The following is a 16,851-nucleotide window of genomic DNA, read 5'->3' on the forward strand; positions in this document are numbered from 1 at the left end:
GCGTCACTCCTCGGTCAGCGGATCGATGGGGTCGATGGGTTGGATGGGTTCGCCGACGCCCGGTCGCTCGCCGGAGATCGTCACCACCACCTGCCCCCGGGCGCAGACCACCCCGTCGGTCATCACGTCGACGTCGGCGAAGTGCAGCCGGCGGCCCCGTCGGACGCAGCGCGCGTAAGCGACGGCTTCCCGGCCCCGGGCGGGTGCGAGGTACTGCACCGACATCGAGACGGTGCTGAGCCGACTGCCCTTCTGGAAGTCGTGCCCGGCGATCACGGCTCCCGCGCCCGCGGTGTCGATGAGTGCGGAGAGCACCCCGCCGTGGAACACGCCTTCGTGGGCGGTGAGTTGCTCGGCGTAGGGAAGGACGACCTCCACGCCGTCGGGGTCCCAGCGGACCATGCGCAGACGACAGAGGCGGTTGAACGCGACGCCGCGCTCCCAACGGACCCGGAACCACTCGCGGCGTTCGCGCTGTTCCTGGTCGGTGAGGGTTCTCGCCGCGACGGTCATCCGCACGCCCTCCGGTCTCGGCCGGTCAGCCGATCCATATAGTTACATGAATTGGATAGTTGAAGCAATCACACGGGACGCAGCCAGGGCGCCAGATGTATTATTTATATAACTGATTCGATGCCTGTGAACAGAGGGAGACCCAGATGCCGTCGACCGCCCTGGCCGGGATCCGCGTCCTCGACCTGTCCCGCATCCTCGCGGCGCCCCTGGCGACCCAGATGCTGGCCGACCTCGGCGCGGAGGTCATCAAGGTCGAGCGGCCGGGAACCGGCGACGACTCACGGACGTACGGTCCGCCGTTCGCCCCCGGCACGGACACCGCGGCCTTCTACCTCTCCTGCAACCGCAACAAGCAGTCCGTCACCGTCAACCACGCCACCGCCGAGGGGCGGGAGCTGATCCGCTCTCTCGCCGCCCGCTCGGACGTCCTGGTCGAGAACTTCCGCGCGGGGACGCTGGCGAAGTACGGCCTCGACCACGAGAGCCTGCTGGCGCTCAACCCGCGCCTGGTCTACCTGTCGGTCACCGGCTTCGGCCAGACGGGACCGTACGCCCAACGCCCGGGCTACGACGGCATCTTCCAGGCCATGTCCGGGATGATGAGCGTCTCCGGACACCCCGACGAGCCGATGAAGGTCGGCGTCAGCATGGTCGACATCCTCACCGGCCTGTACGCCTCGACGGCCGTCCTGGCGGCACTGCGACACCGGGACGCCACCGGCGAGGGCCAGTTCGTCGACCTCTCCCTGCTGGACTGCGGGCTGGCCTCGCTGTCGCACTTCGCGATGAACTACCTGGTGTCCGGGGAGGTTCCGCAGCGGCGCGGCAACGGCGGCTACGGCGGAATCCCCTCGCAGGCCTTCCAGGGCGCGGACAAGCCGCTCTTCCTCGTCGCGGGCAACGACAAGCAGTTCGCCGCGTTCTGCGCGGCGGCCGACCGCACCGACCTGCTCCAGGACCCCCGGTTCGCCACCACCTCCGCCCGGATCACCCACCGGGAAGAGATCCTGCCGGTCCTCGAAGACATCATGCGAACCCGGACCCGGGACGACTGGCTGGCCCTGCTGGACCAACACGACGTGCCGGCGGGCCCGTTCAACGAGATGCCCGAGGTCTTCGCCGACCCCCAGATCCGGCACCGGGAGATGCTGGTCGAGGTCGACGATCCGGTGTCGGGTCGGCTGCCGCTGCTCGCCAATCCGATACGGCTCACGGCGACCCCGGTCGAGGGCTACGCCCCGCCGCCCGCGCTGGGCGAGCACACTGCCGAAGTCCTGTGCAGGCTCGCCGGAGTGACGGAGGATCAGCTCGCGGGACTGCGCGCGCGGGGGGTCGTGTGACGCCTCACCCGATCAGGGTCCGGCCGCCCTCCAACATCAGCGTCGCGCCGGTCAGATACGCCATGTCGTCGCTCACCAGCGCGGCCACCGCCCGGCCGATGTCCGCCTCAGGTGCGCCGAGCCGCCCCAACGGGATCTCCCTGGCCAGTTCCTCCGCCTTCTGCGGATGCGCGGCCAGATAGTCCTCCGCCGCCGGGCTGAGCGCGGCCGGGCAGACGACGTTCACGCGGATCCCGTACCGTCCCCACTCCCGCGCGGCGACCCGGCTCAGCCCACGGATCGCCTCCTTGGCCATGGCGTAAGCCGCGAATGTCGCCTCGCCCTGCACCGCCGCCGAGGAACCGAGGTTCACGACGCTGCCGCGGCTCTCCTTCAGGTGGGGCAGGGCTGCCTGCATCGCGTGGAAGACTGCCAACGGCCCGCTGCGGTAGGTGAGTTCGACATCGTCGTACGACGTCTTCTCCAGCCGTCGCTGCACCGAGGACTGGGCGTTGTTGACGAGCACGTCGAGCCCGCCGAACTCCCGTACCGTCTCGGCCACCATCCGGTCGACGTCGTCCCGCTCCCCCACGTCCCCGACCACGGTGTACGCCCGCCCGCCGCGCTCGGCGATCTCCCCGGCGGTGTCCTTCAGCTTGGTCTCCGTGCGGCCGGTGATGACCACGGCCGCGCCCTCGGCCGCCAGCGCGAGAGCGATGCCGCGACCCACGCCCTGACCTCCGCCGGTGACCAACGCCGTCCTGCCTGACAACCGTGTCATCACGTCTCCTTCCAGAAGGTCGTCCAGGTGGGGAAGGCGTCGGGCAGCGCCGGTTCCCCCGCGCCCTCCCAGCCGGTGAAGCCCACCGCCTGGGGGCGGTCGGTCACGTCGGCCGCGTACCAGTGCTGTTCGCGGCGCCGGGAGAAGTACCAGTCGCCGTCGACGCGCGCGTAGTCGTCGAAGTAGCAGATCGCCATCACGATCCACCGGTCGCCGACCTCGTGCTCGGCGCGGCAGTAGACCGCGCCGGTCGCGGTGTCGCGGCCGGTGAACTCGATGCGGTGGCCGCAGAGTTGATGCACCGACCGGTGGAAACCGCGCACCAGCGGCTCGATGTGCTGCCGCAGGACCTCTCGTCCCCGGCCGTGGCGCCCCATGTCGACGTCGGGGCGAAAGCAGCCGACCCAGGCGTCCAGGTCGCGGGAGTCCACGGCCAGGGCGTAGCGGATGGGCAGTTGCTGGATGGCCAGGTGCGACTCGATGCGGTCGAGGCGGTCCTCGATCGAGGTCATGGCCGCGGCTCCCTCGGCAGACCGAGGAGCAGTTCCCCGATGATGTTTCGCTGGATCTCGCTCGAACCGCCGTAGATCGTCTCCGCGAGGGAGAGCAGGAACGAGCGCTGCCGGGTGTCGAGTTCGTAGTCCTCGCCCACGATCTGCCCGGCGGGTCCGGCCAACTCCATGGCCAGATGGCCGAGTTGCTGGTGGCGGGTCGAGGCGTAGAGCTTCGCCGTGGTGGCCTGGGCGCCCGGTGTGCGGCCCGCGGTCAGTTCGGCGATGGTCCGCAGGTTGGTGGTGCGCATGATGCGTACGGAGATCCAGGCATCCAGGATCCGGCGGCGCAGCATGGGGTCGTCGAGCGCGCCCCGCGCGCGGGCCAGGTCGATCAGTGCCTCGGCCTCGCGCTCGAAGCCGAGCTGCTGGGGCAGCAGGGTGGTGCCGCGTTCGATGCCGAGCGTGGCCATTGCCGTGCGCCAGCCCTGGCCGACCTCGCCTACGGCCATGTCCGCGCCGGTGCGCGCGTCGGAGAGGAACACCTCGGCGAACTCGTCCTGGCCGGCGAGGTTGCGGATGGGGCGGATCTCCACACCCGGCTGGTCGGTCGGGAGGAGCAGCAGCGTGAGGCCTTTGTGGCGCCGGGAGTCGGGGTCGGTGCGGGTGAGGACGTAGAGCCAGTCGGCGTGGACGCCGAACGAGGTCCACACCTTCTGCCCGTTCACCACCCACTCGTCACCGTCACGCTCGGCGCGGGTGCGGACGGACGCCAGGTCGGAGCCCGCGCCGGGCTCGCTGAAGCCCTGCCCCCACAGTTCCTCGACGGCGAGGATCGGTGGCAGGAAGCGCTTCTTCTGGGCCTCGTCGCCCATCGCGAGGAGCATCGGGCCGAGCAGGTCGAGGGCGTTGACGGTGGCGCGGTAGGGGGCGTTCACGCGGGCGTACTCGTACTCGAAGACGATCTCCTCGATCAGTCCGAGGCCGCGTCCGCCGTACTCCTTCGGCCAGCCCACGCCGAGCCAGTTCCCGGCCGACAGCTCGCGGTCCCAGGCCAGGCGTACGTCCCAGGCCGCGCCGTCGGTGGGGCCGCCCACGCCCCGGTGCTCGGCGAACTCCCCCACGAGGTGTTCCGCGAACCAGTCCCGCAGTTCGTCGCGGAAGTCGCGTACGGCGGGCCCGAAATCCACTTCCATGTCTGCCTCTCCTGGTGTCAGATGCCGAGCCGGGCGGCGAGCAGTTCCCGGTGGTACGCGGGCGTGCCGAGCAGCGCCTCGGAGCTCTTCGCCCGCTTGAGGTAGAGGTGCGCGGGGTGTTCCCAGGTGAAGCCGATGCCGCCGTGGACCTGGATGGTGTCAGTGGCCACCTTGGTGAATGCCTCGGAGCAGAAGGCCTGGGCGAGGGCCGCCGCGACGGCGATCTCCGTCTCGTCACCGGCGTCCAGGGCCCACAGTCCGGCGTACGCGGCCGAGCGGGCGGACTCGATCTCGACGAGCATGTCGGCGCACTTGTGCTTGATGCCCTGGAACGAGCCGATGGGGCGGCCGTACTGCTCGCGGATCTTGGCGTAGCCGACCGCCGTGTCCAGAGCTGCGGCGGCTCCGCCGACCTGTTCGACGGCCAGGAGGACGGCGGCCGTCGCGAGGGTGCGTTCGAGCACCGGCCAGGCCGTGCCGTCGGTGCCCAGCAGGCGGGCGGGGGTGTCCGTGAAGGTGACGCGGGCCTGTTTGCGGGTCTGGTCGAGGGTGGGGAGGGGGGTGCGGGTGAGGCCCGGGGCGTCGGCGGTCGTGACCGCGAAGAGGCTGACGCCTGCGGGGGTGCGGGCGACGACCAGGAGCAGGTCGGCGAGGTGTCCGTCGGGGACGTAGGTCTTCACGCCCGTGAGTCGCCAACCGCTCGCTCCGGCACGGGCGTTGAGGTGGATGCCCGGCTCGTCCCAGCGCCCGCTGTCCTCGGTGAGGGCGAGCGTGGCCACCGTCTCGCCGGAGGCGATGCCCGGGAGGAGATCGGCGCGTGCTGCCTCGTCGTCGCAGCGCAGCAGCGCCTCGGCGGCCAGGGCGACGGTGGCGAAGTACGGGGCGCACAGCAGGGCGCGGCCCGTCTCCTCGAAGACGACGCCGAGATCGACGTAGCCGAAGCCTGAGCCGCCGTACTCCTCCGGTACGGCGAGTCCCTGGAGTCCGATTTCCGTGGCCATCCGCCGCCAGATCCGCGGATCGTGTCCGCTCGGGTCGGCGGCCAGGCGGCGCACGTCCGCCTCGGTGGCGTGCCGGGTGAGGAACGACCGTACGACCGTGCGCAGTTCGTGCTGTTCCTCGCTGAAGGTGAGATCCATGCCGAGCTTCCCGTCCTCGGTGCGCCCGTGTGCCGGACGCTTGCCGCCCGCCTCTCGATACAGTTAGATAATTATAGTATACGTACTGAATACACCAGGAGCGCGACGTGACCGATCCCTACTCACCGTTCACGAGCCTGACCTTCGAGCGGCCCGCGCCCGGTGTGCTGCGCATCGTGCTCGACGCGCCGAACCTCAACGCCGTGGATCCGCGCATGCACGGGGAACTGGCCGACGTCTGGCCCGTCATCGACCGGGACGAGGAGACCCGCGCGGTCTTGGTCCAGGGGGCCGGCAAGGCGTTCTCGGCGGGCGGGACCTTCGACTCCATCGAGGCGATGACCGAGGACTACGCCGTGCGCGCCCGGACGATGCGGGAGGCGCGGGACATGGTCTACGGGGTGATCAACTGCTCGAAGCCGGTGGTCTCCGCGATCCACGGCCCGGCGGTCGGCGCGGGGCTGGTCGTCGGCATGCTGGCGGACATCTCGATCGCCGGACGCAGAGCGAAGATCGTCGACGGGCACACCCGGCTCGGGGTGGCGGCCGGCGACCACGCGGCGATCTGCTGGCCGCTGCTGTGCGGGATGGCCAAGGCCAAGTACTACCTGCTGACCTGCGAGGCGCTGACCGGCGAGGAGGCCGAGCGGATCGGCCTGGTGTCGAAGTGCGTGGACGACGAGGACGTGCACGCCGAGGGCCTGCGGGTCGCGACCCTGCTGGCCGCCGGGCCCGCCAGTGCCCTCAGCTGGACCAAGCGGTCCCTCAACCACTGGTACCGCACGGCCCAGCCGCTCTTCGAGGCCTCGCTGGGGCTGGAGTTCTTCGGGTTCGGCGGGCACGAGGTCGTCGAGGGACTCGCCGCCCACCGCGAGAAGCGCGCCCCGGACTTCGAGGGCGTGGGCGGCAAACACCCGATCGACCTGTGACCCACGGACGCACGAGGCACGAGGAGCGCGCGATGACGGCAGAGCCCACCACCGCCACCGAAATCCCCCCGCTGGTACGGGGGTTGACCTACGAGGAGATGCCGGTCGGGCAGGTCTTCCGCACCGCCCGCCGCACGGTCACCGAGACTGATCTCATCAACTTCGTCACCTGGGGCGGCTTCAACGAGCCCCTCTTCTGGGACGCCTCGCACGCGGCCGACGGCGGCTACAGCGGGCGGCTGGTGCCGGGCGCGTTGACGTACTGCATCGCGGAAGGGCTCGTGCTCCAGACGAACGTGCTGCACGGCACGGGTCTGGCGTTCCTGCACATGGAACTGACCGTGCAGGGCCCGGTGTATGTCGGCGACACGCTGTACGCCGTCGTGGAGACCACAGGGTGTCGGCCGTCCGGCAAGCCCGGCCGGGGTGTGGTGACGAGCCGTATCACCGTACGCAACCAGCGGGACGAGGATGTGCTCGTCTACACGCCGGTGCGGCTGATCCGGGGCCGGGACTACGAGGCTCCGACGCGCTGATCCCGGGGGCCTGGCGGGACCAGGGTCAGCCCGGCCGCCGGGCCCTGTGTCTCGGGTCCGGCGAAGGCTCCGGCCCGCATCCAGTCCGAGGGCATGGGCGGGCGCGGCGGGGGCTCGTGGTCGGGTACCGCCATCGCGTAGAGACGGGTGTAGCGGAACTTCGCCTCCAGGTTGTCGAGCACCGACCAGTACTCGTAGCCGCAGATGTCAACACCCCGCTGGATCACCCGGCCCAGCCAGGACAGCCGGGCGCGCAGCAGGGCGAGGCGCCGGGCGTCGTCGCTGTGGCCGGTCTCGTCGACGAGGTCGAGGTCGCCCATGCCGTTGTCGACGACGGACAGCGGCGGCAGCAGGTCGCCGTAGAGATCGTGGAGGTCCGCGACGGCGTCGGCCAGGCCCTCGGGGAGGATGGGCCAGCCGTACGCCGTCGTCTCCACGTCGTCGAAGGGGACGACCGCGAAGCCCAGGCCGACCAGGAGGCGGTTGACCTCGTTGAGCCTGCTCTGGCACTTGTCGGCCGGCAGCGCGCGGGCGAGGTTCTCCGGTGCGGTGACGCGGAACGGGGTGTGCCAGGACAGGCCGAGCAGGTCCTGCGGGGTGGCGATGACGTCCAGGTCCCCCGGGCGTACGCAGCCGGTGTCCTGGACCGGTGAGACGTCGTCGTCCTCGGTCACCATGTGCTCGCCGAGCAGCAGGGGGTCGAGGAAGAGGCGGTTGGTCCAGCTCAGCAGGCGGTCCAGGGCGAGCCGGTCGAAGGGATCGTCGGTGGCCGCGTAGCCGCCGACGAGGGTGACCGTGGTCCCGATCCGGCCGCTCACGCCGACGGCACGGAGAGCGCGGGTCGCAAGTCCGTTGGCGAGCAGGATGTGGTGGACGGCGGGCAGGCCGGCGCGGCCGATGCCCCGGCCCGGGGTGTACATCCCGGCCACGTGGTCGGCGAGGGTGGGTCCCGCGAGGTCGGTGGAGGTGATCCAGCGGGTGACGCGGTCGCCGTAGCGGCGGCCCAACTCGGCGGCGTAGGCGGCGAAGTGCTCGGCTGTGTCGCGCTCCAGCCAGCCCCCGCGCTCCTCCAGCCACTGCGGCAGCGACCGGTCGAACAGGGTGAGGCAGGGGCGCAGGCCGAGTTCGAGCAGGGCGTCGAGTTCGCGGTCGCAGCGGTCCAGGGCCGCGTGGTCCCAGCTGCCGGGGCCGTCGGGCTGGAGCAGCGGCCATCCGGCGACCATCCGGTGCGTGTCGGGCGTGACGCCGACCAGCTGCCGGATGTCGTCGGTCCACTGCCTGAAGTGCCCCGCGCGTTCCGGCGGGGGCGGCGGTGGGGCCGCGATGGCGTCCGCGGTGGCGACTCCCCAGTCGACACCGTGGAAAGACTCATGCAGGAAACCATCGCTCATGGTCACCGTCCCGGGCGGAATAGCTAACGCATTCAACTGAATGCCCGCCGTCCGGACGCTAACACTTCGGGGATACGACGACAATGTTTCGGACAGATCTCATCGGTCCGTCAAAGTGTCGGGGCGGGGTCGGCCCGTGTACAGGGTGGGGTCGGCGGGCCGCCGGCCATGGCCGTGATCGTCGCGTCGAGGTCGCGGGAGAACATGGCCGGCAGGGCCGAGCGGTCGACGATCCGCAGGCCGGCGGTGCCGCGCGGGCGCGGACGGGCGTCCACGAGATCATCCGCGACCGGGCGCGCCAGGCGAATGCCGACCACATGATGGCCGCGGCGGCCGTGGTCGAGGGCCGCGTCGACGATCTCCTCGTCGTCGCGGGCGGTGAAACCGGGGAGCGTTTCGGCCATGATCCGGTCGGTGATCGCGGTGGCCCCGGAGTCCTGACGCATACGGCGGAAGGAGGCGGCCCCGGCGCGGCGGACGTGCTCGGAACCGTGGTGGTTCGGCGTGGGCGGCGGAGGTGAGCACCTCGATGTTCTTGTCGTCGGAGTCGTCGGAGTCGTCGCGGTGAGAGGTGCCTCCGAGGCGGCGCGGCGGCGCCCCTCGACTGTGGGCGCAGGACATGCCCGATGCCCGTGCCGAGATGCCAACGGCCGTTCCACACACCGGAGTCCGCGAGCGAGCGCGCCGCCCCCGGCTCCGGTGCCGCCTACTCCCCGAAGGGCCGGAACTCCTCCTCCGGCCACCAGGGATAGACTGCCGGCATGTCCTTGCTGACCCGGCCCGGGAACTCGGGGGGTCGTTTGGCGAGGAAGGACTCGACGCCCTCCATGGGGTCCGGGCCGCCGCCGATCTGGCTCATGATCCGCGAGTCGAGCCGGTGCGCCGCCATCGGATGCGGCTCGCCCAGCATGCGCCACATCATCTGGCGGGAGAGGGCGACCGAGACCGCCGAGGTGTTGTCGGCGATCTCCCGGGCGAGTTCGTACGCGGCCGGCAGCAGCTCCTCTGGCGGATGGACAGAGCGCACCAGCCCGGCCGACAGGGCCTCGTCGGGGCCGAAGACGCGGCCGGTGGCCACCCATTCCATGGCCCGTTGCATCCCCACGGCCCGGGGCAGGAACCAGCTCGCCGCGGATTCCGGCACGATGCCCCGGCGCGCGAACACGAAGCCGAACTTCGCCGAGGTCGAGGCCAGCCGGATGTCCATGGGCAGGGTCATGCTGGCCCCGACGCCTGCTGCCGGGCCGTTGATCGCCGCGATGACCGGCTTGGTGCTGGAGAAGATCCGCAGCGCGACCCGGCCACCGGTGTCCCGGTGCCAGGCACCCGCCCGGCGGTGGTCGAAGGAGGACCCGCCGGAGCTGACGTCCGCGCCCGCGCAGAACCCGCGCCCGGCTCCGGTCACCACGATCACCCGCACGTCGTCGTCGGCGTCGGCCGCGTCGAAGACGTCGATGAGGTCGCCCATCATCTGCGGATTGAAGGCGTTCAGCCTCTCGGGCCGGTTGAGCGTGACGGTGAGGATCCGGTCCCTCACCTCGGCCCGCACGGTCTCGTACTCCTGCTCCGGCATGCGCGTCCTCCGTCGGGCTCGTCACTCCGCGACCTGGTTCTCATAGAGCTCAATTAGTTATAGCATTCAACTCTACTGAACTGTTCCTGGATGGTGGCGGTGGAGATGACGGATCTGGTGGTGACGGCCCTCGGGCCGGTCCGGCTGATCGAGCTGAACCGGCCCGACCAACTCAACGCGATGAGCGAGGAGTTGCACTCCGGCCTCGCGTCGGTCTGGGACACGGTCGCCGACGACCCGGAGGCGCGGGTGGTCGTGCTCACCGGACGGGGACGGGCGTTCAGCGCGGGCGGCAACTTCGACATCATGACCCGGGTCCAGCGCGACCCCGTCTTCCGGCAGCAGAACGTCGACGAAGCCCGGCGGATCATCACCGGCCTGGTCCGCTGCCCATTGCCGGTGATCGCCGCGGTCAACGGGCCCGCCGTGGGCCTCGGTTGCAGCCTGGCCCTGCTGAGCGACCTGGTGCTGATCGCGGACGACGCCTATGTGGCCGACCCGCACGTCCAGGTCGGTCTCGTCGCGGGCGACGGCGGCGCGCTCGTCCTACCGCTGCTCGTCGGCCTGACCCGCGCGAAGGAACTCCTGTTCCTGGGCGACCGGGTGAGCGCCGAGGAGGCGGTCCGGCTCGGCATCGCCAATCGTGTCGTGCCGAAGGACAAGCTACTGGACGAGGCCATGGACATGGCCGGACGGCTGGCCGCCCTGCCCGCGCAGGCGCTGCGCGGCACCAAGCGGGCGGTGAACCTGCATCTGGAGCAGGCCATGGCCGCCGTACTGGAGCCGGCACTGCTCGCGGAACAGGACAGCATGCACGACCCGGACCACATCGCCACAGTGGAGAAGATCATCGCCTCGCGCGGCCGTCGCCGAGCCCGTGCGGAGGGCTGAGCGGCATGGACTTCGCCTTCAGTGACGAGCAGGACGAACTGCGGCGCACGGTACGGGCGTTCCTCGCGGACACCTCGCCCGAGACCGAGACGCGGCGGCTGATGGAGACCCCGGAGGGCTTCGACCGGGCGCTGTGGCGCCGGATGGGGACGGAACTCGGCCTGCAGGGGCTGGCCGTTCCCGAGGAGTACGGCGGTGCCGGGTGCGGTCCGGTCGAAGTGGGCGCGGTCATGGAGGAGTTGGGCCGGGCGCTGGTGTGCACGCCCTTCCTCGCCTCGGCCGTACTGGCGACGACCACGCTGCTGCGCAGCGACGACGAGGACGCCCGTAAGCGTCTACTGCCGGGGCTCGCTTCGGGTGAACTGGTCGGGACGCTGGCCCTGACCGAGGACTCGGCATGCTGGGACGCGACGGGAATTCAACTCAACGCCCGTGCGGCAGACGGGTGTTGGCTGCTCAGCGGGCACAAGATGTTCGTCCTGGACGGCGCCACCGCCGATGTCGTCCTCACCGTCGCCCGCACCGACGACGGCATCGGCGTCTTCTGGGTGGACGGCGACGCGGCCGGACTGACCCGCGTTCTCCTGCCCACGATGGACCCGACCCGCCGACAGGCCCGCCTCGACTACGACGACGTGCCGGCGACCCGGCTGCGGACGCACGGCGACGGCTGGGATCTCGTCTCGCAGGTGCTCGACCGGGCCGCGGTGGCGCTCGCCGCCGAGCAGGTCGGGGTGGCCTCCCGCGCACTGGGCATGGCAGTGGAATACGCCAAGGTACGGCACCAGTTCGGGCGGCCCATCGGTTCTTTCCAGGCCGTGAAACACCTGCTCGCCGACGTCCTCCTCGAAGTGGAGTCGGCGCGTGCCGCCGCGCACTTCGCGCTGCTCGCCGCCGAGGGCGAGGACCCGGAGCTGCCCGCGGTGGCGAGCCTGGCCAAGGCGTTCTGCTCGGACGCCTGTCTGCAGGCGACGGAACAGAACATCCAGGTCCACGGGGGCATCGGCTTCACGTGGGAGCACCCGGCCCACCTGTATCTGAAGCGGGCCAAGACGTCACAACTCCTGTTCGGGGACCCGGCGTACCACCGCGAACTCCTCGCGCGGCGCATCGGGTTGGACACGGTCACGGCAAAGGGAGCGGCATGAAGGTCGACGGCAAACTCAGCGTGTGGGGCACCGCGGAGGTCGTGGCGGAGGCCCTCCACCACGAGAAGGCGGGCTACGACGGCCTGTGGGCCTCGGAGTCGAAACACGACCCGTTCCTGCCGCTGCTGCTCGCGGCCGAGCACACCGAGCGGCTGGAGGTGGGCACCGCGATCGCGGTGGCGTTCGCCCGCTCCCCCATGCAACTCGCCTACACCGCACACGACTTGCAGACCTACTCCGGCGGGCGTTTCTCGCTCGGCCTGGGCAGCCAGATCAAACCGCACGTCGAACGGCGCTTCTCGATGCCGTGGAGCCGCCCCGCCGCCCGTATGCGGGAGTACGTGAGCGCGCTGCGCGCCATCTGGTCCGCCTGGAACGAGGGCGAGAAGCTCGACTTCCGCGGCGACTTCTACACGCACACGCTCATGTCCCCCTTCTTCTCTCCCCCGCCCGCCCCCGGCGGCGCCCCGAAGGTCTTCGTGGCCGCGGTCGGCGAGGCGATGACCCGGGTGGCGGGCGAGGTCGCCGACGGGCTCCTGGCGCACGGCTTCACCACCGAGCGGTATCTGCGGGAAGTGACCCTCCCGACCGTCCAGTTGGGCCTCGAACGGTCCGGTCGCACGCGCGACGACTTCTCCGTCTCCCATCTCCTCCTCACCGCGACCGGCCGCACCGAGGAGGAGCTGGCCCGCGCGATCGACGGCACCCGCCGCCAGATCGCCTTCTACGGCAGCACACCCGCGTATCGCGGCGTCCTGGAGCTGCACGGCTGGGGCGAACTCGGCGACGAACTCAACGCGTTGTCGAAGTCGTCCCGCGAGGACAAGTGGGACGCGATGGGCGGCCTCGTCGACGACGAGGTGCTCCACACCTTCGCGGTCGTCGCGGAGCCGGAGCGGGTGGCGGGCGAGATCAGGCGCCGGTACGGGAGTCTGGTCGACCGGGTGTCCTTCTACACCGCGTACGAGATCGACGCCGAGGTGTGGGAGCCCATCGTGCAGGAACTGCACGGGAGTTGACGGTACGTCAGCCGAGCAGGTCCAGGACCGTCGTCATGGACCTGCTCTGCAGCAGGTAGTCCTCGGCCTCCTGGAGATGGAGGCGCCACAGTTCCTCGGCGGCCTCGGTGCGGCGCCCGGCGACCAGTTCGACGAGGGCGCCGTGGGCGCGGAAGCCCCGGCGGTTGGCCCGGATGTTCTCGGGGCTGCCGGCGTCGAGGTCGACGTGGGACCAGTTCGCCTGGTCGATGATGTGCCGGACCATGCCGTTGAGGACGCTCAGCGTCTCGTTGCCGGCGAGTTCGACGACGAGGGCGTGGAACTCCATGTGGGCGCGGATGAAGGCCGAGGGGTCGTCCATGAGCCTCTCCGCCTCGGCGACGGAGGCCCGCAGCCGCTCCAGGTCCCGGTCCGTGCGGCGCTCGGCCAGCAGACCGGCGCACGGCGCCTCGATGACCGTACGGGCGTCGTAGACGTCCTTGAGGGTCGTGCCACGGTACTCCAGGACGACTCCCGCGTAGCGGGCGGCGACCGTGCCCTCCGGGACCTGCACCCGTGCCCCGCCCCGGGCGCCCCGGCGCACGCTGATCAGTGACTCCGACTCCAGGACCCGGAACGCCTCGCGCAGGGTCGGCCGGGAGACGGCGAACTCCGCCATCAGGGCCGTTTCGGCGGGCAGCGCCTCACCCTCGGCCAGTTCCCCGCGCACGATCTTGCGGCGCAGCTGTGCCGCCACCAGCTCGGCCATCTTGGGGACCCGTACCGGCGTGTTCGTCACGGCATCCAACTCCTTCAGTCGGCTGGGAGCGGCACGAAGTACGGCAGGGTGATCTCGTCGGTGAGGGGCCGGAAGTCCACCCGCACCCGCATGCCGATGACGACGTCGTCCGGGTCGCCCGCGTCGACGTGGGACAGCAGGGTGCCGCCCTCGTCCAGGTCGATCACGGCCAGCGCGAACGGTGTCTCGAAGCCGGGCCCGGGTGCGCGGTGGACCACGGTCACCGAGTAGACGGTGCCCCGGCCGGCACTGGGCACGTACCGCCAGTCCGTCGACATGCAGCCGGGGCAGGCGGGTTCGGGCACGAGGAAGCGCAGCCCGCAGGCCGGGCAGTGCGGGACGACCAGGTCACCGCGCCGGGCCGCGTCCCAGAACGGCTGGGACAGAGGGGTGGGCACGGGCACGGGGCGGCTCATCGTGTCCTCCCCAGCACGCTCATCTCGTAGTGCTGCGCGCCGGAGCCGGCGTTGCCGACGACCGCCAGCTCCGCGCCCTCGACCTGGTGGACGGCGGTGCCGCGCAACTGCCGTACGGCTTCGACGACTTTGAGGGTCATCTGCTGCGTTCCGTTCCACGCGTACGCCAGGCAGCCGCCGTCGGGATTGACGGGGTGCTTGCCGCCGACGGCGATGGCACCGCTGGCCGCCAGGGGGCCTCCCTCGCCCTCGCCGCACAGCCCGAGGATCTCCAACTGCCGGATGATCTCGAAGGAGTTGGGGTCGTAGAGGGAGAAGACGTCCACGTCCTGCGGGCCGATGCCCGCCATGTCGTAGGCACGGGTGGCCGCGTCCCGGCCGAGCTGTCCGACCTCGCGGTACAGGGCGGGGTTGGCGTACGCGGCCTGGTGGTACTCCATGCCGCCGCCGAGTACGGCGACGGGCGGGTGGGGCAGGTCCCGGGCCCGTTCGGCGGTGGTCACCACGAGGGCGGCGCCGCCCTCGCCGACGATGCAGCAGTCCAGCAGGTGGAACGGGGTGGCCACCATGCGGGAGGCGAGCACGTCGTCCGCGGTGTACGGGCCGCGGCCGTACATCATCGCCTCCGGATTGGTGGTGCCGTTGTTGCGGACGGTGGCGGCGACCTCGGCGAGCTGGCGGGCGGTCGTCCCGTACTGGTGCATGTGCCGGGCCGCCACCAGCGCGAACTGGGCGACGACGTAGCTGCCCCAGACGTCGGCGAACTCCAGCGGCACTCCGGCTCCGACGGGACCCGTGCCGCGCGAGACCAGCTTGCAGCCGCCGACCACGACGGTGTCGGCGAGCCCGGCCCGTACGGCCGCCGCCGCCTTCAACAGGCCCCGCGAGCCCGCATTGTCGAGCATCGAGTCGCTGGTCCAGCGCAGGTCCCGGCCCAGCATCCGCGCCCAGGAGCTGCCCTCGCCGGGCACACCGCCCGGACCGGGCCAGTCGACCTGGGCGCCGTCGACGTCCCCCGGGGTCAGCCCGGCATCCTCGATCGCGCCGCGTACCGCTTCGAGGGCGAGGCCCATCGCGTCGCGGTGCGGAAGGGACAGGGCCTGCTCGGTGGCGTGCACGCCGACGACGACGGGCTGGCGGTCGCTCATGCCGTCACCGCCCCGCGCCGAGCTGCTCGCCGCCGGGGTAGCCGCCCCCGCCGAAGCGCTCGTCGAGCGCCTCGTAGTCCTTGGCGAAGTCCTTGGTGCGCGGCAACGCCTCGACGAACTCCACCGTCTTCGGCTTCTTGTACGAGGCGATGCGCGCCCGGCAGTGCTCGATGACGTCCGCCGCCGTGACGGGTTCGGCGTCCGGGTGGAGGACGACGACCGCTTTGACGTCCTGCGCCCAGCGCTCGTTCGGGACGCCGATGACGGCGGCCTCCTTCACCGCCGGGTGGGACTCGATGCAGTTCTCCACCTCGGCCGGGAAGATGTTCTCCGCCGCCGACTTGAGCATGCGGGTCGTGGTGCCGAGGAAGCTGATCGTGCCGTCCGCCTCGCGCCGGCCGAGGTCGGTGGTGTGCCACCAGCCGAAGCGGAAACGCTCCTCGTTGATCTCGGGCCGGTTCCAGTAGCCGAGGTGCACCAGGTCGCCGCGGACGCAGATCTCGCCGGCCTGACCGACCTCGCACTCCTTGCCGGTGCCGTCCAGGATGCGTACGGCGGTGAAGGGGCCGGGGCGTCCCGCGTTGCCGGTGCCCGTGCCGCCGTAGGCGCCGGTCACGGCGAAGCCGGTCACCTCGGTCTGGCCGTAGCCGCGGCCCTCGCCGCCGCCGTTGCGGGTGAAGCGGCTGGTGTCGGTGGGGACCGTGCCCTGCCACAGGGGGGCGGCGACGCTGGCCCGCAGGTGCGAGAGGTCGTGGCCCGCTTCCCTGTTGAGCGCGACGAGTTGGGCGATCGTCGGGGGCATCAAGTACGCGTGCGTGCAGCGCTCCGCCGCCAGTAGCGGGAGCAGTTCCTCGGCGACGACCCGGCGGACGACGACGTTCTTGCCGCCGTGCACGAAGGCCGGGACGCTCCAGAACTGGTAGTTGCCGATGTGGAACATCGGCCCGGCGCCGAGGAAGGCGGCCTCGGTGCCGATGTCCCCCATCCAGGCGGAACTCGCGCCCATGGCGAGGAGGTTGCGGTGCGAGAGCATCGAGCCGGACTGGCGTCCGGAGATCGCCGCGGTGTAGATGACCAGGAGCGCGGAGTCCGGGTCGACGTCGACGACCGGGTCCTCGGCCGTGCCGGAGGCCAGGAACGCCTCGTAGGAGCCGGGGCCCTCCGCGTCGTGCCGCAGCCACAACGCCCGGTGGTCGCTGCCCAGTTCGGCCCGTGCCTTGCCGATCGTGTCGCCGATCTCCTCGTCCTGCCAGACCACGACCTTGGGGTCGAAGTCCTCGACGGCGAACGCCATTTCGGGAGCGGCCCAGCGCCAGTAGCCGGGACAGACCATGGCACCGACCTTCGCGGCGGCACCGAGCAGCTCCCAGATACGGAAGGAGTTCTGCCCCAACCAGAGGATCCGGTCGCCGGGGCCGACCCCGGCGACCGTGAGGGCTTGGGCGAGGCGGTTGGTGCGCTCGTCCAACTGCGGCCAGGTCAGCCGGACTTCGCCGTCGACGAGGGCGATGCCGTCGGGGAAGGACCTGCGGTGCTCACGGATGATGTCGCCGAACGTCAGGCGGCGGGCGGAATGCATGCTCTTGACTCCAAGGGCTTTC

18 protein-coding genes are annotated in these 16,851 nt (G+C 71.1%); 6 read left to right on the forward strand and 12 right to left on the reverse strand.

Translation table 11 applies throughout. The annotated features are described in order from the left end of the window. Positions 1-3 precede the first annotated feature (3 nt). Positions 4-513, reverse strand: coding sequence for a PaaI family thioesterase (locus tag ACIBK4_RS30525; protein ID WP_398999720.1), 510 nt, complete (start codon positions 511-513; stop codon positions 4-6). A 146-nt stretch (positions 514-659) separates the two neighbouring features. Between ACIBK4_RS30525 and ACIBK4_RS30530 the strand changes: the two genes are divergently transcribed. Continuing rightward, positions 660-1,856 (forward strand): CaiB/BaiF CoA transferase family protein, encoded by a 1,197-nt coding sequence (locus tag ACIBK4_RS30530; RefSeq protein ID WP_398999722.1) that lies wholly within the window; start codon positions 660-662, stop codon positions 1,854-1,856. A 4-nt stretch (positions 1,857-1,860) separates the two neighbouring features. On the opposite strand, the gene ACIBK4_RS30535 is transcribed toward ACIBK4_RS30530, so the two are convergent. Genes ACIBK4_RS30535 through ACIBK4_RS30550 form a run of 4 tightly spaced genes read right to left on the reverse strand, consistent with a single transcriptional unit; the run spans position 1,861 to position 5,442 of the window. Further along, positions 1,861-2,616, reverse strand: a complete 756-nt coding sequence (locus ACIBK4_RS30535; RefSeq protein WP_390168225.1) for an SDR family NAD(P)-dependent oxidoreductase — start codon at positions 2,614-2,616, stop codon at positions 1,861-1,863. After that, on the reverse strand, positions 2,616-3,128 hold the full coding sequence (locus ACIBK4_RS30540) for a nuclear transport factor 2 family protein (RefSeq protein WP_398999724.1): 513 nt from the start codon (positions 3,126-3,128) through the stop codon (positions 2,616-2,618). The genes ACIBK4_RS30535 and ACIBK4_RS30540 overlap by 1 nt, the downstream gene beginning before the upstream one ends. Continuing rightward, the gene (locus ACIBK4_RS30545) at positions 3,125-4,303 is read right to left on the reverse strand and encodes an acyl-CoA dehydrogenase family protein (RefSeq protein ID WP_398999726.1); all 1,179 of its coding nucleotides are present in this window, start codon (positions 4,301-4,303) and stop codon (positions 3,125-3,127) included. Before ACIBK4_RS30545 ends, ACIBK4_RS30540 begins: the two co-directional genes overlap by 4 nt. Positions 4,304-4,320: 17 nt before the next feature. Beyond that, a complete protein-coding gene (locus ACIBK4_RS30550; RefSeq protein WP_398999728.1) occupies positions 4,321-5,442 on the reverse strand; it encodes an acyl-CoA dehydrogenase family protein in 1,122 nt (373 codons plus the stop codon). 107 nt (positions 5,443-5,549) lie between these two features. Between ACIBK4_RS30550 and ACIBK4_RS30555 the strand changes: the two genes are divergently transcribed. Both ACIBK4_RS30555 and ACIBK4_RS30560 read left to right on the forward strand, forming a co-directional pair. Further along, on the forward strand, positions 5,550-6,371 hold the full coding sequence (locus tag ACIBK4_RS30555) for an enoyl-CoA hydratase/isomerase family protein (protein ID WP_398999730.1): 822 nt from the start codon (positions 5,550-5,552) through the stop codon (positions 6,369-6,371). A 32-nt stretch (positions 6,372-6,403) separates the two neighbouring features. Next, entirely contained in the window at positions 6,404-6,907 is a 504-nt protein-coding gene (locus ACIBK4_RS30560) for a MaoC family dehydratase (protein ID WP_398999732.1), read from the forward strand. Here the strand turns inward: ACIBK4_RS30560 and ACIBK4_RS30565 are convergent. The 3 genes from ACIBK4_RS30565 to ACIBK4_RS30575 form a co-directional block, all read right to left on the reverse strand. Next, positions 6,886-8,298, reverse strand: coding sequence for a glycoside hydrolase family 1 protein (locus tag ACIBK4_RS30565; protein WP_398999734.1), 1,413 nt, complete (start codon positions 8,296-8,298; stop codon positions 6,886-6,888). The two genes, ACIBK4_RS30560 and ACIBK4_RS30565, sit on opposite strands and share 22 nt — an antisense overlap. Positions 8,299-8,408: 110 nt before the next feature. Continuing rightward, on the reverse strand, positions 8,409-9,041 hold the full coding sequence (locus ACIBK4_RS30570; protein WP_398999736.1) for a GMC oxidoreductase: 633 nt from the start codon (positions 9,039-9,041) through the stop codon (positions 8,409-8,411). Beyond that, a complete protein-coding gene (locus ACIBK4_RS30575) occupies positions 9,005-9,871 on the reverse strand; it encodes a crotonase/enoyl-CoA hydratase family protein (protein WP_398999738.1) in 867 nt (288 codons plus the stop codon). The genes ACIBK4_RS30570 and ACIBK4_RS30575 overlap by 37 nt, the downstream gene beginning before the upstream one ends. Before the next feature lie 90 nt (positions 9,872-9,961). On the opposite strand from ACIBK4_RS30575, the gene ACIBK4_RS30580 reads away from it, so the two are divergent. From ACIBK4_RS30580 to ACIBK4_RS30590, 3 genes are read left to right on the forward strand one after another with little or no spacing between them, the layout of a single operon-like run. Next, complete coding sequence (locus ACIBK4_RS30580; protein WP_398999740.1) at positions 9,962-10,762, forward strand: enoyl-CoA hydratase/isomerase family protein; 801 nt, start codon at positions 9,962-9,964, stop codon at positions 10,760-10,762. Positions 10,763-10,767: 5 nt separating this feature from the next. Beyond that, entirely contained in the window at positions 10,768-11,910 is a 1,143-nt protein-coding gene (locus ACIBK4_RS30585) for an acyl-CoA dehydrogenase family protein (RefSeq protein WP_398999742.1), read from the forward strand. Beyond that, positions 11,907-12,929, forward strand: a complete 1,023-nt coding sequence (locus tag ACIBK4_RS30590; protein WP_398999744.1) for an LLM class F420-dependent oxidoreductase — start codon at positions 11,907-11,909, stop codon at positions 12,927-12,929. The genes ACIBK4_RS30585 and ACIBK4_RS30590 overlap by 4 nt, the downstream gene beginning before the upstream one ends. A gap of 7 nt (positions 12,930-12,936) precedes the next feature. On the opposite strand, the gene ACIBK4_RS30595 is transcribed toward ACIBK4_RS30590, so the two are convergent. Genes ACIBK4_RS30595 through ACIBK4_RS30610 form a run of 4 tightly spaced genes read right to left on the reverse strand, consistent with a single transcriptional unit; the run spans position 12,937 to position 16,829 of the window. After that, on the reverse strand, positions 12,937-13,686 hold the full coding sequence (locus tag ACIBK4_RS30595; protein ID WP_398999746.1) for a FadR/GntR family transcriptional regulator: 750 nt from the start codon (positions 13,684-13,686) through the stop codon (positions 12,937-12,939). A gap of 14 nt (positions 13,687-13,700) precedes the next feature. Continuing rightward, positions 13,701-14,102: a Zn-ribbon domain-containing OB-fold protein gene (locus tag ACIBK4_RS30600; RefSeq protein ID WP_398999749.1), complete on the reverse strand. Its 402-nt coding sequence runs from the start codon at positions 14,100-14,102 to the stop codon at positions 13,701-13,703. Continuing rightward, positions 14,099-15,250 carry a thiolase family protein gene (locus ACIBK4_RS30605; protein ID WP_398999751.1) on the reverse strand — a complete coding sequence of 384 codons (1,152 nt, stop codon included), beginning with the start codon at positions 15,248-15,250 and terminating at the stop codon, positions 14,099-14,101. The genes ACIBK4_RS30600 and ACIBK4_RS30605 overlap by 4 nt, the downstream gene beginning before the upstream one ends. Before the next feature lie 4 nt (positions 15,251-15,254). Further along, complete coding sequence (locus ACIBK4_RS30610) at positions 15,255-16,829, reverse strand: AMP-binding protein (RefSeq protein WP_398999753.1); 1,575 nt, start codon at positions 16,827-16,829, stop codon at positions 15,255-15,257. Positions 16,830-16,851: the final 22 nt, after the last annotated feature.

The sequence above is a fragment of the Streptomyces sp. NPDC050528 genome (genome assembly GCF_044457795.1).
GTDB lineage: Bacteria > Actinomycetota > Actinomycetes > Streptomycetales > Streptomycetaceae > Streptomyces.

Coding starts and splice junctions, on each gene's coding strand:
- ACIBK4_RS30525 (WP_398999720.1), bottom strand. CDS start 513: ATGACCGTCGCGGCGAGAACCCTCACCGACCAGGAACAGCGCGAACGC.
- ACIBK4_RS30530 (WP_398999722.1), top strand. CDS start 660: ATGCCGTCGACCGCCCTGGCCGGGATCCGCGTCCTCGACCTGTCCCGC.
- ACIBK4_RS30535 (WP_390168225.1), bottom strand. CDS start 2,616: ATGACACGGTTGTCAGGCAGGACGGCGTTGGTCACCGGCGGAGGTCAG.
- ACIBK4_RS30540 (WP_398999724.1), bottom strand. CDS start 3,128: ATGACCTCGATCGAGGACCGCCTCGACCGCATCGAGTCGCACCTGGCC.
- ACIBK4_RS30545 (WP_398999726.1), bottom strand. CDS start 4,303: ATGGAAGTGGATTTCGGGCCCGCCGTACGCGACTTCCGCGACGAACTG.
- ACIBK4_RS30550 (WP_398999728.1), bottom strand. CDS start 5,442: ATGGATCTCACCTTCAGCGAGGAACAGCACGAACTGCGCACGGTCGTA.
- ACIBK4_RS30560 (WP_398999732.1), top strand. CDS start 6,404: ATGACGGCAGAGCCCACCACCGCCACCGAAATCCCCCCGCTGGTACGG.
- ACIBK4_RS30565 (WP_398999734.1), bottom strand. CDS start 8,298: ATGAGCGATGGTTTCCTGCATGAGTCTTTCCACGGTGTCGACTGGGGA.
- ACIBK4_RS30575 (WP_398999738.1), bottom strand. CDS start 9,871: ATGCCGGAGCAGGAGTACGAGACCGTGCGGGCCGAGGTGAGGGACCGG.
- ACIBK4_RS30580 (WP_398999740.1), top strand. CDS start 9,962: ATGGTGGCGGTGGAGATGACGGATCTGGTGGTGACGGCCCTCGGGCCG.
- ACIBK4_RS30585 (WP_398999742.1), top strand. CDS start 10,768: ATGGACTTCGCCTTCAGTGACGAGCAGGACGAACTGCGGCGCACGGTA.
- ACIBK4_RS30590 (WP_398999744.1), top strand. CDS start 11,907: ATGAAGGTCGACGGCAAACTCAGCGTGTGGGGCACCGCGGAGGTCGTG.
- ACIBK4_RS30600 (WP_398999749.1), bottom strand. CDS start 14,102: ATGAGCCGCCCCGTGCCCGTGCCCACCCCTCTGTCCCAGCCGTTCTGG.
- ACIBK4_RS30605 (WP_398999751.1), bottom strand. CDS start 15,250: ATGAGCGACCGCCAGCCCGTCGTCGTCGGCGTGCACGCCACCGAGCAG.
- ACIBK4_RS30610 (WP_398999753.1), bottom strand. CDS start 16,829: ATGCATTCCGCCCGCCGCCTGACGTTCGGCGACATCATCCGTGAGCAC.